Annotated in this window: 9 protein-coding genes, 1 tRNA gene, 2 pseudogenes and 2 other annotated features; of the genes and pseudogenes, 5 read left to right on the top strand and 7 right to left on the bottom strand. The window is 60.7% G+C overall.

The genetic code is table 11. The annotated features are described in order from the left end of the window. The first annotated feature begins 90 nt into the window (after positions 1–90). The 5 genes and pseudogenes from dnaE to XANALMUS060_RS03300 all read left to right on the top strand — a co-directional run bounded on the left by dnaE (position 91) and on the right by XANALMUS060_RS03300 (position 8,474). Complete coding sequence (dnaE, locus tag XANALMUS060_RS03330) at positions 91–3,687, top strand: DNA polymerase III subunit alpha (protein WP_045737147.1); 3,597 nt, start codon at positions 91–93, stop codon at positions 3,685–3,687. Positions 3,688–3,841: 154 nt separating this feature from the next. After that, entirely contained in the window at positions 3,842–4,801 is a 960-nt protein-coding gene (locus XANALMUS060_RS03325) for an acetyl-CoA carboxylase carboxyltransferase subunit alpha (protein ID WP_045737146.1), read from the top strand. Positions 4,802–4,852: 51 nt separating this feature from the next. Further along, positions 4,853–6,081: pseudogene (locus XANALMUS060_RS03315) on the top strand (IS3 family transposase). Further along, positions 5,124–5,240, top strand: a sequence feature (AL1L pseudoknot). Its footprint overlaps the pseudogene before it by 117 nt. A 68-nt stretch (positions 6,082–6,149) precedes the next feature. Further along, positions 6,150–7,378, top strand: a pseudogene (locus XANALMUS060_RS03305) (IS3 family transposase). Then, positions 6,421–6,537 (top strand) — a sequence feature (AL1L pseudoknot). It overlaps the preceding pseudogene by 117 nt. 613 nt (positions 7,379–7,991) lie before the next feature. Further along, a complete protein-coding gene (locus tag XANALMUS060_RS03300) occupies positions 7,992–8,474 on the top strand; it encodes a hypothetical protein (protein WP_235430327.1) in 483 nt (160 codons plus the stop codon). Positions 8,475–8,866: 392 nt separating this feature from the next. Here the strand turns inward: XANALMUS060_RS03300 and XANALMUS060_RS03295 are convergent. The 7 genes from XANALMUS060_RS03295 to XANALMUS060_RS03265 all read right to left on the bottom strand — a co-directional run bounded on the left by XANALMUS060_RS03295 (position 8,867) and on the right by XANALMUS060_RS03265 (position 15,792). Further along, positions 8,867–8,943 (bottom strand) — tRNA-Asn (locus XANALMUS060_RS03295). An 88-nt stretch (positions 8,944–9,031) separates the two neighbouring features. Then, positions 9,032–9,436: a type IV pilin protein gene (locus XANALMUS060_RS03290; RefSeq protein ID WP_045737145.1), complete on the bottom strand. Its 405-nt coding sequence runs from the start codon at positions 9,434–9,436 to the stop codon at positions 9,032–9,034. Further along, entirely contained in the window at positions 9,436–13,215 is a 3,780-nt protein-coding gene (locus tag XANALMUS060_RS03285; protein WP_045737144.1) for a pilus assembly protein, read from the bottom strand. The genes XANALMUS060_RS03290 and XANALMUS060_RS03285 overlap by 1 nt, the downstream gene beginning before the upstream one ends. A 10-nt stretch (positions 13,216–13,225) precedes the next feature. After that, complete coding sequence (locus tag XANALMUS060_RS03280) at positions 13,226–13,804, bottom strand: PilX N-terminal domain-containing pilus assembly protein (RefSeq protein WP_045737143.1); 579 nt, start codon at positions 13,802–13,804, stop codon at positions 13,226–13,228. Continuing rightward, a complete protein-coding gene (locus XANALMUS060_RS03275; protein ID WP_152640373.1) occupies positions 13,801–14,769 on the bottom strand; it encodes a PilW family protein in 969 nt (322 codons plus the stop codon). Before XANALMUS060_RS03275 ends, XANALMUS060_RS03280 begins: the two co-directional genes overlap by 4 nt. Beyond that, positions 14,766–15,263, bottom strand: a complete 498-nt coding sequence (gene pilV / locus XANALMUS060_RS03270) for a type IV pilus modification protein PilV (RefSeq protein ID WP_045737142.1) — start codon at positions 15,261–15,263, stop codon at positions 14,766–14,768. The genes XANALMUS060_RS03275 and pilV overlap by 4 nt, the downstream gene beginning before the upstream one ends. A gap of 25 nt (positions 15,264–15,288) precedes the next feature. Next, positions 15,289–15,792: a GspH/FimT family pseudopilin gene (locus XANALMUS060_RS03265; protein ID WP_052688100.1), complete on the bottom strand. Its 504-nt coding sequence runs from the start codon at positions 15,790–15,792 to the stop codon at positions 15,289–15,291. Positions 15,793–15,994 lie beyond the last annotated feature (202 nt).

The raw sequence follows: 15,994 nt of genomic DNA, 5'->3' as shown, positions 1-15,994 counted from the left end.
GACCTGTCCCGAATGCCAGCGCTTGCCCTGTCAAGCCTTGCCCCCTCCCGCCCCCGCCGCTACCCTGCCTGGGCATCGCTCTGGTTCCGCATGTCCACTTCTCGCTTCGCCCACCTGCACATCCACACCGAATTCTCGCTGGCGGATTCGACCATCCGTGTGCCCGAGAAACCGGATCAGGCCGACCCGAAGAAAGCCAAGCAAGCCAATCTGCTCAGCCGCGCGGTGGAACTGGATCTGCCTGCGCTGGCAGTCACCGATCTCAACAACCTGTTCGCGCTGGTCAAGTTCTACAAGGCCGCCGAGGGCGTGGGCATCAAGCCGATCATCGGCGCCGACCTGCTGATCGCCGACGGCAACCAGGCACCATGGCGGCTGACCGTGCTGTGCCGCAACCGCGACGGCTACCTGAGCCTGTCGCGGCTGCTGACCCGTGCCTGGCTGGAAGGCCACCGCAGCGAAGGCGGCGTGGCGCTGCGCCCGGAGTGGCTGCAGAACGGCAGTGACAACCTGTTCGCACTGGCCGGACGCCACAGCCTGGCCGGGCGTCTGGCCAGCGAAGGCCGCCACGACCTGGCTGAGCAGCAACTGGCCGACTGGCAGCGCATCTTCGGCGACGGCCTGCACCTGGAACTGACCCGCACCGGCCGCGACGGCGAGGAAGCGTTCAACCAGTTCGCCCTGCATGCCGCCGGCATGCGCGGCCTACCCGTGGTGGCCAGCAACGATGTGCGCTTTCTGTACGCCAGCGATTTCGCCGCGCACGAAGCGCGCGTGTGCATTTCCTCCGGCCGCGTGCTCGACGATCCCAAGCGCCCACGCGAGTACAGCGATCAGCAGTACCTCAAATCGGCCGAGGACATGGCCGCGCTGTTCGCCGACATTCCCGACGCGCTGGACAACACCCTGGCCCTGGCGCAACGCTGCAATCTGCAGATGCAGTTGGGCACCTACTTCCTGCCCGCCTACCCGGTACCCGACGAAGAGACCCTGGACAGTTGGATCCGCAGTCAGTCACGCGACGGCCTGGCCGCACGCCTGGAAAAGAACCCACTGGCACCGGACAAAACCCGCCAGGACTACGTGGAGCGGCTCGAATTCGAGTTGGACACCATCATCGAGATGGGCTTCCCCGGCTACTTCCTGATCGTGGCAGACTTCATCCAATGGGGTAAGCAGCAGGGGATTCCGATCGGGCCAGGCCGCGGTTCCGGCGCCGGCTCGCTGGTGGCGTGGGCGTTGCAGATCACCGACCTGGACCCGCTGCCGTACAACCTGCTGTTCGAGCGCTTCCTCAACCCCGAACGCGTGTCGATGCCCGACTTCGACATCGACTTCTGCATGGATCGCCGCGATGAAGTGATCGACTACGTTGCGCGCAAGTACGGGCGCGACCGAGTCAGCCAGATCATCACCTACGGCACCATGGCGGCAAAAGCCGTGGTACGCGACTGCGGCCGCGTGCTCGGTTTCCCCTATGGCCTGGTCGATGGGGTAGCCAAGCTGATCCCCAACATCCTCGGCATCACCCTCACCGATGCGATGGGCGAAGGCAAGGACAGCGAAATGGCCGCGCCGGAGTTGATCCAGCGCTACCAGAGCGAGGAAGACGTCCGCGATCTGATCGACCTGGCGCGACAACTCGAAGACCTCACCCGCAACGCCGGCAAGCACGCTGGCGGCGTGGTGATCGCACCGACACCGCTGTCAGACTTCTGCCCACTATTCGCCGAACACGACGTCGACAACCTGGGCAAGAATCCCGTCACCCAATTCGACAAGGACGACGTCGAACAGGTCGGCCTGGTCAAGTTCGACTTCCTCGGCCTGCGCACGCTGACCATCATCGACTGGGCGGTGAAAGCGATCAACGTGCGCCACGCGCGCGCAGGCATTCCGGCGGTGGACATCACCGCGATCCCGCTCGACGATGTGCCGACCTACAAAGACATCTTCGCCTCGGGCAGCACCGGCGCGGTGTTCCAGTTCGAATCCTCGGGCATGCGCCGCCTGCTCAAGGACGCCAAACCCGACCGCTTCGAGGATCTGATCGCACTGGTGTCGCTGTACCGTCCCGGCCCGATGGACCTGATCCCCGACTTCAACGCGCGCAAGCACGGCCAGCAGGCGATCATCTACCCCGATCCACGCACCGAAGCCATCCTGAAAGACACCTACGGCATCATGGTGTACCAGGAGCAGGTCATGCAGATGGCGCAGATCGTCGGCGGCTACTCGCTGGGCGGCGCGGATCTGCTGCGCCGTGCGATGGGCAAAAAGGTGCCGGCCGAGATGGCCAAGCATCGCGAAATTTTCCGCGAAGGCGCGTCCAAGGGCGGTGTCGGCGAGGCCAAGGCCGACGAAATCTTCGACCTGATGGAGAAGTTCGCCGGCTACGGTTTCAACAAATCGCACGCTGCCGCCTATGCACTGGTCAGCTATCAGACCGCCTGGCTGAAACGTCACTATCCGGCCGAATTCATGGCCGCGACGCTGTCCTCGGACATGGACAACACCGACAAGGTCGTGGGCTTCCTCGACGAGGTCCGCAACCTCGGATTGACCGTGCTGCCACCACGGATCAACGCCTCGGCTTACATGTTCGAAGCGGCCACACCCGACACCATCCAGTACGGACTGGGCGCGATCAAGGGTGTGGGGCGCGGTGCCTGCGAAGCCATCGTGGCCGAACGCGAACGCGGCGGCGCCTACGTCTCGCTGCTGGATTTCTGCACGCGCGTGGAATCGGCCAAGCTCAACAAGCGCACGCTGGAAGCGCTGATCCACGCAGGCGCGATGGACGGGTTGGACAGCAACCGCGCCACATTGATGCTGCAATTACCCGAGGTGATGAAAGCCACCGAGCAGATGGCGCGCGAGCGCGCCTCCGGGCAGAACTCGCTATTTGGCAACGCCGACACCAGCGCACCGGCGCTGCACTTGAACCTGCCGGAAAGCAAAGAATGGCCGCTGGGCCAGTTGCTGGCCGGCGAGCGCGAGACGCTGGGTTTTTATCTCAGCGGGCATCCGTTCGATCCGTACCGCGACGAAGTCCGCGAACTGGTCGGCTGCGACCTCGGCGCACTGGAAAAAATCTGCGCGCAATCCAGCGGCGGACGCGGACGCAGCGGCGATGGCGATGGCGAAAAGCGCGCCTGGCGTCCGGAAGTCAGCGCGATCCTGGCCGGTCTGGTGGTCGGCGTGCGCCGCAAGGGCGATAGCCAGGTGTTCGTACAACTGGAAGATGGCCGTGGTCGCATCGAATGCAGCGCGTTCTCCGATGCGCTCGCCGAGTTCGGCCACCTGCTCACCCGCGACCGGCTGCTGATCGTCAAGGGTGGCGTGCGCGAGGATGAATTCAACGGCGGCTATGCCATGCGCATCCGCCAATGCTGGGACTACGAACACATCTGCACCCACCACGCGCAGCGGCTGTCGTTGCGGCTGGATTTACGCCAACGCAGCGCCTGGCCGCGCATCGACGGCTTGCTCGCCCGCCACCGCCCGGGCAAGACGCCGCTGCGTCTGGACCTGTTACTGCAATCGGCGCAAGGCAGCGTGGCCGGCATGCTCGACCTCAACGGCAATCATTCGGTCCGCGTGGACCCGCACCTGCTGGACGCGCTGCGCGGCGATCCGGCAGTGCGCGCGGTGAAAGTCAAATACACCCCGCCGTGGGCGAACTGATCCGCGCGGCGGCTGTCGCGTTGTCTCTATTGCCGCTTCGCGTGCACTTTCCAGTGACGCTGACACCAGCCCAACCACGCCACCGAACGGCCGCGTACGGGGTAATGCCCGGCATTCGGCTAAACTGCGCACATCACGCTCACCACCGCTTCCAATGAACCCGAACTACCTCGACTTCGAGCAACCCATCGCCGATCTGGAAGCCAAGATCCAGGAAATGCGTAGCGCCAGCAATGGCACAGCCGTCAACGTCGACACCGAAGTGCTGGCGCTGCAGGACAAACTGCGCGCACGCACCGCGCAGATCTTCCGCGATCTATCGCCCTGGCAGATCTCGCAGTTGGCGCGGCATCCGCAGCGGCCCTACACGCTGGACTATATCGACGTACTGTGCGATCAATTCCAAGAACTGGCCGGGGACCGCGCGTTTGCCGACGACAAGGCCATCGTCGGCGGCATCGGTCGCATCGACGGCCGCTCCGTGGTCATCATCGGCCACCAAAAAGGACGCGACACCAAGAGCAAGATCGCGCGCAATTTCGGCATGCCGCGCCCGGAAGGCTATCGCAAGGCGCTGCGCCTGATGAAGCTTGCCGAGCGTTTCAAGCTGCCGTTGCTGACCTTCATCGACACCCCGGGCGCCTACCCCGGCATCGGTGCCGAAGAGCGCGGCCAGAGCGAGGCAATCGCACGCAACCTGCTGGAAATGGCCGAATTGAAGGTTCCGGTGATCTGCACCGTGATCGGCGAAGGCGGCTCCGGCGGCGCGCTAGCCATCGGTGTGGGCGACCGTACCTTGATGCTGCAGTACGGCACCTATTCGGTGATTTCGCCGGAAGGCTGCGCCTCGATCCTATGGAAGGATGCCAGCAAGGCCAAGGACGCCGCCGAACAACTGGGCCTGACCGCCAAGCGGCTGTCCGCGCTCGGCTTGGTCGACAAGGTGATCCGCGAGCCGATCGGCGGCGCGCACCGCAATCCCATGCAGATGGGCAAGCGACTGAAAGCCGTGTTGCTCAACGAGCTGGACGCCTTGGAACGGCAGCCAATCGCGAAACTGCTGCAAAAGCGCTACGAGCGCCTGCGCAGCTATGGCGCTTACGAGGCAGCCTGACTGAACCGCCCCGGGAAGTTGGGAGGCTCCAACTCTTGAGAAGATGGAGCCATGAGTAAGTATTCACCAGAAGTGAGAGAGCGTGGGGTTCGACTGGTGCGGGAGCATCAAGGCGAATACGGCTCGCAGTGGGCGGCGCGATCGAATCGATTGCCGGGAAGATCGGCTGTTCGGCGCAGACGCTGTGCAATTGGGTACGGCAGTGCGAACGTGATGCTGGTGAGCGTCAGGGGTTGACGACGGACGAGCGGACGCGGATGAAGGCGTTGGAGCGCGAAGTGCGTGAATTGAGGCAAGCCAACGAGATCCTGCGCAAGGCCAGCGCGTACTTCGCCCAGGCGGAGCTCGACCGCCGCTTCAAGCCCTGACCACGTTCGTGACTGAGCATCGTGACGTCCACGGGGTCGAGCCGATCTGCCAAGTGCTGCGGGTCACCCCGTCGACGTATTACCACCACGCTTAGCGGGAAGCGGACGCGAACCTGCGTCCGAAGCGTTGGTGAAAGGACCGGGCGCTGCGCCCGCAGATCCGGCGGGTATGGGAGGAGAAGCGACAGGTGTACGGCGTGCGCAAGGTCTGGCGGCAACTGCGGCGCGAAGGCCATCGTGTGGCCCGCTGCACGGTGGCGCGGCTGATGAGCGAGCTCGGCCTGCACGGGGTGGTGCGCGGGAAGGTGGTCAAGACCACGATCAACGACAAGCGGCCGTGCCCGCTGGACAAGGTGAACCGGCAGTTCCACGCGCCCTCGCCGAACCGACGGTGGGTCAGCGACTTCACCTACGTCTCGACCTGGGCCGGGTTCGTGTACGCGGCCTTCGTGATCGACGTGTATGCGCGGGGCATCGTTGGCTGGAAGGTGTCGCCGACCGCGCACACGGACTTCGTGCTGGACGCGCTGGAACAGGCGCTGCATGCGCGGCGTCCAACCGACGGCAGCCTGATCCACCACTCCGACCGCGGCGTGCAGTACGTCTCGATCCGCTATACGGAGCGGCTGGCCGACGCCGGGATCGAGCCATCGGTGGGCAGCGTGGGCGACAGTTATGAGCGCGAAGCCTGCCCTTGGGGGCACAACGCGCTGGCCGAGACGATCAACGGGTTGTACAAGGGTGATCCACCGGCGCTCGTGGCGCAATCGCCAGGACGTGGAGCTGACCACGCTCGATTGGATGGACTGGTACAACCACAAACGCTTGCAGGGGTCGATCGGGAACATGCCGCCAGCAGAAGCCGAAGAGGCTGACTATCGACAACAAGCCAGTTACGCCGAAGCGGCGTGACTCAAACCAAACCCTGACTGAACCGCCCCGGGAAGTTGGGAGGCTCCAACTCTTGAGAAGATGGAGCCATGAGTAAGTATTCACCAGAAGTGAGAGAGCGTGGGGTTCGACTGGTGCGGGAGCATCAAGGCGAATACGGCTCGCAGTGGGCGGCGCGATCGAATCGATTGCCGGGAAGATCGGCTGTTCGGCGCAGACGCTGTGCAATTGGGTACGGCAGTGCGAACGTGATGCTGGTGAGCGTCAGGGGTTGACGACGGACGAGCGGACGCGGATGAAGGCGTTGGAGCGCGAAGTGCGTGAATTGAGGCAAGCCAACGAGATCCTGCGCAAGGCCAGCGCGTACTTCGCCCAGGCGGAGCTCGACCGCCGCTTCAAGCCCTGACCACGTTCGTGACTGAGCATCGTGACGTCCACGGGGTCGAGCCGATCTGCCAAGTGCTGCGGGTCACCCCGTCGACGTATTACCACCACGCTTAGCGGGAAGCGGACGCGAACCTGCGTCCGAAGCGTTGGTGAAAGGACCGGGCGCTGCGCCCGCAGATCCGGCGGGTATGGGAGGAGAAGCGACAGGTGTACGGCGTGCGCAAGGTCTGGCGGCAACTGCGGCGCGAAGGCCATCGTGTGGCCCGCTGCACGGTGGCGCGGCTGATGAGCGAGCTCGGCCTGCACGGGGTGGTGCGCGGGAAGGTGGTCAAGACCACGATCAACGACAAGCGGCCGTGCCCGCTGGACAAGGTGAACCGGCAGTTCCACGCGCCCTCGCCGAACCGACGGTGGGTCAGCGACTTCACCTACGTCTCGACCTGGGCCGGGTTCGTGTACGCGGCCTTCGTGATCGACGTGTATGCGCGGGGCATCGTTGGCTGGAAGGTGTCGCCGACCGCGCACACGGACTTCGTGCTGGACGCGCTGGAACAGGCGCTGCATGCGCGGCGTCCAACCGACGGCAGCCTGATCCACCACTCCGACCGCGGCGTGCAGTACGTCTCGATCCGCTATACGGAGCGGCTGGCCGACGCCGGGATCGAGCCATCGGTGGGCAGCGTGGGCGACAGTTATGAGCGCGAAGCCTGCCCTTGGGGGCACAACGCGCTGGCCGAGACGATCAACGGGTTGTACAAGGGTGATCCACCGGCGCTCGTGGCGCAATCGCCAGGACGTGGAGCTGACCACGCTCGATTGGATGGACTGGTACAACCACAAACGCTTGCAGGGGTCGATCGGGAACATGCCGCCAGCAGAAGCCGAAGAGGCTGACTATCGACAACAAGCCAGTTACGCCGAAGCGGCGTGACTCAAACCAAACAGCCTCCCAACTTCCCGGGGCGGTTCAGTGCCGCGTTGCGCGCAGCCTATGCACGCGAGCAAGCCGGCGGCGATACGCGCCGACTGACCGACATGTCAGACCGCATGTCCGCAGAGCGCACTGGCACACGGTCGTGAGCGGCCCGCGCAAAACTGAGGATGGCATGTTGATAGGCGCACAGGATCGCAAACGTGCTTTGCGCTGGTTGCCACCTATTGCCGTTAATGTAGACGACATGGATGCGCTGCCTGCAGTTGTAAGGCCAGTGCGATGACGCCTGCGCGTGCGCAAATTCGGGCGGCACGTGAGGCGGCTAGGCTGGGCCGCTGCGGTCGTGTATTGCGAGTTGAGAGTCTGGCAATACTGGGAGTCGGGCGACAGAAAGATGCACGCAGCTTTTTGGGAGATTTTCCGGCTCAAGACCTGCGGCGTTCGGCTGCCTGAAATTTGATTGTCTGTCGCCTGCTCGCCAGCGGATGTTCCAGTTCCTGTGCGGCGCGGCTTAATGCGTAGACGAATGCTTTTTCGGTATGTTGATGCATTGCGCATCGAAGATGTTTGGGTCTAGCGTAGGTGGTGCAACCCAACAACGGAGTGTTAAATGCGCAATATGAAGCTGATTTTTCCAGCAATTTTGCTCTCAATCGTTGCTTCAACGGCGGTTGCACGAAACAGTAAACCCAATCCTGCCGATTTGATTCCTGGCATGGGCGAAAGTGTGCCGGCCGGGGTGAAGAACATCAGTCTCTCGCCAAAATTCAAGGTGTACAAGTTCGAGAAAGACGGATTGCGATATGTTCAGATCAATTCGCTGAAAGACGAAGTCCTATCGATCACAATCGTGACGCCGGGTGTGCAGGCGCAACTGCCGCTAGGTCGTGCGGCAGAGGCGACTATGGCTGTGGTCAATGATGATAAGCAACGGCCAATCGGGCTTGTCACGGATTCTGCAACTTGTCCTTGTAGCGCGCAAGTCGTGTACGACGATGCGAACACTCGGATCGTTGTGGTCTACGGCGAAAACGGCGAGTACATCCAGACTGTCGTGATCAACAAACATCCTCAACCATCTCCTAACAATTAGCGGGGATGCAGGTGACGTAGATCAGCCGGCGTTGCGCCGCCGTATCTGCGTCACCTTCGCTGACTTGCCAGTGAGTCGTTTGTGCAATGCCTTAAGCGCGGCCAGCTTCTCGGCGGCGTAGTCGTGGCGGCGTAGTGCAGGTTCTGGACGCCGCCGAGGCCGTGCGATTGCAACTGCCCGGGCACCTCTTGTCTCTAGTCGGCCGCAGCCAGCCGCGTCTCGATCGTGCGCCGCAGGGCGCTAGGCATGAAGCAACCGCCTACAAGCTCACCCCTCCCATCATCGACGACTATGCGATGCGCTACCGTCCGATCCGAGCCTTAATTTTACGTCCAATTTTACTTCAGCCAGCAAAAAGGGCCGATTTCGCGACCCTACGTGCTTGAAATATATGGCGCCCGAAGTTGGACTCGAACCAACGACCCCCTGATTAACAGTCAAGTGCTCTAACCGGCTGAGCTATTCGGGCGGGGACGCGCATTGTATAGAGGAGTCCGACGCCTGACAAGAGTCACGCGACAAGACAACCGAGCGGGGTGGCGGGGCCGCCCCGAGAGTCACCAGCAGCCCGTCGCCGGAGTACGTGCGCCTGTCTGATCCAGAGTGAGCATGCCACATGTCGCATCGTTCTGCTGCGGTGTCGGAGTGGCACTCAGAGTGAAGAGCCTGGCGGTTGGCTGGACCGCATAATTGATCGTATAGAAATTCGCCAGGTCCGGGCAAGCGTTCGCCGGCGAGGGCGCGCCTATGTAGGTCATATTCGCAGTGTAATAACGCTCCATAAGCTGCGCATTCTGCTGCAGACAGACCTCCGCCGCCGCACGCCGCGACTTGACGATGGACCACTGATAGCTGGCGAAGGCGATCCCCGCCAGAATGCCCACGATTGCCACAACGATCATCAACTCGATCAAGGTGAAGCCGAACTGCCGACGCCGTGCCGGTAAAGAAAACTGTCGCATCAATCTTTCCTCTGAATTTCTCGCCAGGATACGCGCGCCATACCGAGCGCGGCGCTGTTCGTGCTAAGGGTCGTCGTACCGCCATTGTCCAAGCCGACCTGCATCTGATTACCAATGAAGATCGGATTATTGGGACTGCTGTTCAAGCCGATGCCCGAGACCGGAACGCCATTGAGTGTATCGCCATTGCTGGAACCACCGCTGCCATCCAGATCGAAGAACGATTGCGGCAAGCGTCCACCAGTGAATGGATTGATCGCCATCACGAAGCCCTTGCCACTGGGACTACACACATCGCCGGAATCGGGAATACGCGTGGTGCCGATCAACGCCGTGCCCTGGAAAAAGTTGGAGACCACCATGCGCTCGCCCTGCGGTATCCTCTTGGTCTGCGGCGGCGTTGGAGGTGACAGCAGGTCCATGTACCAGCCATCTTGTCCAGGCACTGGCTTGTCGTCGATCACCCGAACCGGATAGCCGTTGACCACGCCCTCTTGCAAGATATTGATCTGATTCAACGTAGAGCGGCTGGAGGAAATGGTATTGCCACGATCGATGAGCCCATACCAGGTCTGAACATCTTTGTTGCTCAAATCCGCAGTGGACAGATATTTGCCGGTGCCGAAAAACACCCAGCTCAATCCTGTAGCCGGATCCTTCGCAGCAGCCGGAGCTGCGGTGATCGGTTGCACCGTGGACCCGTAGGTTGCAATGAACAATTTACTCGGGGTGCCGGCAACGCCACTCATGCTGAAGCGCCACATGTTGCCTTGCAAATCGCCCGCATAAATTCGGTCAATGATGAAATTATTGTTGGAAGACCACGCCAGCACCGGCGATAGGCCATTGCTACCCGTAGCCTTGGTGTCGATGCTAGTCCCTGCGCCGGTCAACACGTTGACCAGCACCAGAGCGGCCGAATCGGCGCTATTATTCGGGCCGTTGCCCAGCATCACATACCACTGGCCATCGGCAAGCTGCCCAATAATCGGCTTGCCGAGATTATTGCCTAGCGCCGGGATATCCGCGGAGGTCTTATCCCAGAGTAAGGAAATGTTATTGGGATCTGTCACATCCAGTGCAAATATGCCCTTGCCACCCCGCCCCATGGTGCCAACCAGAACCGAGCGCCAGCTGCCAGCCATATAGACATCCGATACGGTCAGCTCGCCATCGACATAATAGCGATGCTGGTAATTCGGATCGGTATAATCTAGCAATCCGGTCATCGCCGCCGTCGGCACGAAAGCAAATTTCTCGACACCCGACGTGGCATCGAACGCATGCAGCATGCCGTCATTGGCGCCCACATACAGCATCGGTGTGCGCGAGGACTTACTGGAAGCGAAAGCGGCATAACTACTGGCGCCGATGAATTTCGCGGCGCTGTAGAGCTGAGGGTTGGGCGCGCCAACGTAAACTGGCTGCGAGTCGACAATGTCACCCATGATGCCAGTACGTGTACGTAAAGTACCGCCATTACCACTCCCTTTCTCTTGCGAACGATCACCCCGCAGATAATCGATCTGAGCTTTAGTAGCGGATGCCAGCGGTGTACCGGTCAGATTGCCAGAGGCAAAGTTGGTCATGAGCCCCGCAGCGCTGGCGAACTTGATCGTACGGCTATCCCAAGCCGGGAAATTCGCGCTCGCGCTCCATACCTGGGTCAGTGCACCGGTGGTCTGATTGACGTTGTAGGCAACCACATCGCCACGCCAGGTGCCGCTGTAGAACAAGGATTGGTAAACTCTGGCACCGGCTTCGAGCTTGCTGGTATTGCTGGCAAGCGATGCCGACGATCCTACGACTTGCTGAAAGATGTGCTCGAACGCATTGCGCAAGCTGGCCAGCATCTTTGAAGCGTCACCTACACCGTAGTAATTATTGGCCTGCTTGAACGAAGTATTCCCGTTGACGTAGGAACTTCCGTCCCACCATGTGGAGTCATCCAATTTGCCTAGATTGGTATCCGGGTCGTAGCCTTGCGGCACCTGAAAACCACCGTACTTGGCCGCCAACCAATATTGATTCTGCGCCTGATTCTGCGTCGGCGGTTTATAGTCGCCATACTCCACCGCGTCCACCCAATACGTGGACAGGGTCTGCATGCCCGTCATGTCAGGCCGCATATCCTTGGTATGCGCGTCGTAGGCGAGCGCCGCGATGTAGGCAGAGTTACCATAGGGATCGTTGAATGAACTGGACTTGGCCCGGTTCGCCGCATCAGTAGGGCTGAACCCCTCCTTCTGCCAGATTTGCGTCATGCGCGTCATCACGTTCACGGTGTTGTCGCTGGATACTTCCGGCGGCTTGGGCGGCTCACCTTGCAGGTTGGTATTGTTGCCTGGCAAGTTCTTATCGTAGTGGGTATTGGTATCGCCGATACCCAAAATCACATTGACCTGACAACGGTAGGCAATGGGATCATCCCAGTTAGTAATGACCGGGAACCCATCGGCTTGCTGGTACATGTTCAACGATGAACCACTCAATGCCGAATATGCCGCGATGTTGCCCTGGTTCTTGAAATAGCGGATGGCCGCGTAGTAAAGCTCGCTGACATCGTCGAAAGTTTTGACGTTCTTGCCCGTGTTGAGCTGACCGAATTTATTCAGATAATTGATCACACCGCTATTGACGATGGGATTGGAATTGCCTGGAATGGTGTTCGCAGCATCGGTAGCATCAGGATTTTGGTAGATAATGCCGGTGCTTGGATCCCACTCGCTGGCCGCATTGAGAAGCGTCCCTTTATCAGGATTGTAGGTATAGGGACCAACGAACTTCTGCCTGGCGCGCAGGATCCCACTGTCAGCACCGGGACCCTGCTGGATATCCACATCCTTGTAGCCGAAGATACTGTAGCGAACCCGCTTTGAATACTCCTGAATCAAGCCTTCGGGCTTGTAGCCGCGGCTCGGATAGGCAACGCAATTACTCTCCAGGTAGTTGGTTCCCAGAGTGGGATCGCAGACCTTGACCCGAATCGACACCTGGAAGATCAAGGTCGAATCCGGGACGCACCCCCTAGAAAATCCGCATGGCTTACCGTCCCTGGGATTGACACTAGCTCCATTCAACGTATGGACGCTTGGATTGTAAGGAATTGGCGTACCAGGGTTGCTGATGCTGAAGTTGGTACTGTTGAAGTTGGTGCTGTTGCTGAAGTACATTTGGTCGCCAAGGCCATCAATCTGCATATTGAAGTTCTGCCAGCGTGCAGGCGTACCACCCGCGATAAGCCCCGGATTGTTGCTAATCGTACGCCGCGGGAAATCGCCAGTCGACGGTCGATCGGCAATCGCCTTTTCCAGAATGGTTTCGGTGATGGTATCGCGCGAACGGTAACCACCGGTCAAGGCCGAGCGGAACGGATCGATGGTCTGGGTGGCGGCCCAGTTCAGGAAATTACCGGACCATAGATTGCTAGAACTTGGGCAGGCATAATTATTTCCACTGATCAAGCTGACCGGATAGAAATAACGATCCGTTTCGTCATTGGCGTTGTAGTTATATTGATAGCACTTATTGGAATCGAAATAACCAACGAACTTGACCGTGGGGGAATAGACGTCGGACTGATTCGCCTTGCTGATGACGGTGGGGTACTCGGTCGACGCCACGAATGCGAGATTTCCCGGCACCGCGCTCCCCAGATACAGCGGCGATTGCGAGACATCCACATCGGCGCCGGCACCGCCGGCGGTACCGATCAACACGCCTGCCACAACCGCAAGGAGCCAGTCCCGGCATCGCGCGTTCTTTGCTCGACTGGTCATACAGAGATCCTTACTTGACTGTGACATTGGTCTGCAACACGACGATGGCCCGGCCATTGGCCAAGGCTGGGTTAACACTACGTGCGATGACGCGGTAGTAGCTCTCCATCGAGGTACCACCAGTACCGCCATATTGATTCTGGTTGATACTTCCCCCCAAACCCAATTGATCTTGGCTGGTGCGCTGCCCCAGATACTGGATGTAATACTGTGACGGGCCCGCCTGCCCCATTGGGGTCACCGTCCCGTTCACCCAGCACTCCTGCGCGCCCGCCGCACAACCGCCAGTTGTAGTGTCGGTATAGGTATTGTTGGGAACTGCCGGGCATACGGTCACGCCACCGGAACAATTGAAACCGACGGTTTGTCCCTTGGCAGCGTTGGCCTGAATAAAGCTTTCGGCATCGCGCAGCGCGCTCTCGGCAGCCTGGAAGCCGAGACTACGGTCGTACATATTGGACGACATGCGCTCCTGCAACAGAGTACTGCGCAATACCGCTAGCCCCAGCAACGTCATAATCAACAGCAATAACAGAACGACGATGAGAGAAATACCGGTTTGCCGGGTTGGAGACGGAGAGATGTTCATGGGTTCCGGTTCCTGATGCTCACGGTCGTGCTGAAGGTGCGGGCCACCGGTTGCTGGCCCGCGGCCACCGGGTCGTTGGAATTGACGGTCATGACGATCCGCACGGCGACCACATTGGCCCAGTTGTTGGCCACCGCATTCGCATCGACGTAAGCGGTAGCGCCGCTCAGCAAATACATGAACTGCAGGCCGGTGACGCCTTCGGCGATTTCATTATTGACAGGCGCCCCACCCGGACCGATTACCTGTTGATACAACGACGTGCCAACCTTCGAGCTGGCTGTGGCAACGTACCAGCGCACCGCTCGCAGTTCGGAGAGGATGGAATTCATCTCGAACGTGTAGCTGTTCACGCCAGGAGCGCAAGCGCCCGGCAAACGCCCCAATTGCGTGCACTTATTTAGCCCGCCCGTCGCATAGGTGACGTTTGTGCCGGCAACTGTAGCGACCTGCAGCACCGCAAGCTGCTGGCGGTCGCACAGCAACATGATCGCTCCGGCATGTAGGTCGGGTGCCGCCGCGTTGAGCATTAGGGTATTGGCCACCGGATCGTGTTGGATCACGGTGGCACCCCCTGTACCAGCGGAGAGAATCTGGATCGCATCGGTCCCCGCCGTCGTGGTAAGACCAGGCGGACTGCTGTTTTCGTAGCCACTCAACGGCAGCGCCCAGTTCGTAAACCACTGTTGGGTGGGATTGTTCAGCACGTTGACCACCGGCAGCCCGGAATCGCATTGATTGCCGCCGGCCTCGCGGAGGTCCTGCGCCATCATTTCAAAGCCGGTTCGTGCGGCCTCCTGGATCCGGCTGAGGCCTTCGGTCGCCGAGTAGGTCTTACGGTTGGAAATGAAGATACCGATCGCCGCACCGACCACCAGCAGGCCGAGCAGCATCGAAATCATCAATTCGATCAGGTTGAAACCCGACTGGCGGCGCGGTCGCGTATGGGTAAAAAGAGGCTTCACAGTTCGGTCACCGTTGCTAATGCCTGGGGCGCACTGCTGTTAACGCCCCCCGCGTTCTTGGCGCGGCTGTCGTCCCATTGCACGGTGATCGTGCAAATGACTATGCCCATTTTATTCGGTAAGCAGGCAATAGTGCCGCAGGTCGTGTTATCCCCAGCTGCAGCAGTAGCGCCGCTGATCGCGGCCTTCAAGCCGTTGAGCCACATTGCCTGATCGCCGGAGATGAGATCGGTGACTTTAGGCGCGTTGCACAACATGCCGGTGGTGTTGTAGCTCCCCTTTATTGCCGCAGCACGGTTGGCACGCATCGCGTCCAGGATCGTATAGGTTTCCATCACGATCTGGCTGCGCTGCAGCGCGCTCTGGTTGTTGCGCAGTGCAGTGGTCTGCATGGCCGCCACCCCCAGCATGCCCACGCCAAGAATCAGCACCGAGATCATGACCTCGATGAGGGTGACGCCTGCCATGTGTCTACCGCTGTCGAACCGTTTCATCGTCTCTCCGCTTGCCGAAACCGGCTTAGCCGGTGGTGTTGCACGTGCCTTTATCACTCGCCGACTGAACCCGGATACGGCTACCACCAACCATCTCCACATTCCTGATGTTGTCGGGTGGACTGGTGGGGTTGACCACCGGCATACACACCGCGATGACCATATTCAGCGGATTGCCGGCGCCGTCGCGAGCGATGCCGTCGGCTCCGAAGGTCAGGCTGTCACCCAGAGCGTCGAGCGCTGCGCTTTGCACGACCAAGCCAGCGCGCAACGTACTCGTGCGCAAGACGGTGCCATCGCGGGTGACGATCAAGAATCCGGCCCAGTTGCCGCCGGCGGCGCAGACTCTGCCATCATCACTGCGGCACAGGCTCACACCGCCGTTCAGGCGAACCGCCTCCGAACGGGTCAACTGCAGCGCGGCCACCAGTTCGTTGGCGTTACTGGTCAGGCGGTTGCTGCGCATCAGCGCGGTAAAGCTGGGCACCGCCAGCGCCACCAGGATCGCCAGGATGGCGATGGTCACCATCAATTCGACCACCGTGAAACCAAACGGCCGCACCGGCTCGACAAGCGCACGCTTCCCATGACCAGCCATAGATCCCCCATTGCTTCCCCAGGCTAACGCTAGCGACGGGGCTGCTGATCCGCCAGCCATTACCGACGAATGGCAGGAATTCAGGGGTAGACGGCCGCTGCGCTGGACAAAGGCAGCAGGCATGATGTGCCTC

This window comes from Xanthomonas sp. MUS 060 (genome assembly GCF_000963215.1).
Lineage (GTDB): Bacteria > Pseudomonadota > Gammaproteobacteria > Xanthomonadales > Xanthomonadaceae > Xanthomonas_A.
Note: the sequence above shows the minus strand (reverse complement) of the source record. Positions and strands in the feature narration are given on the sequence as shown.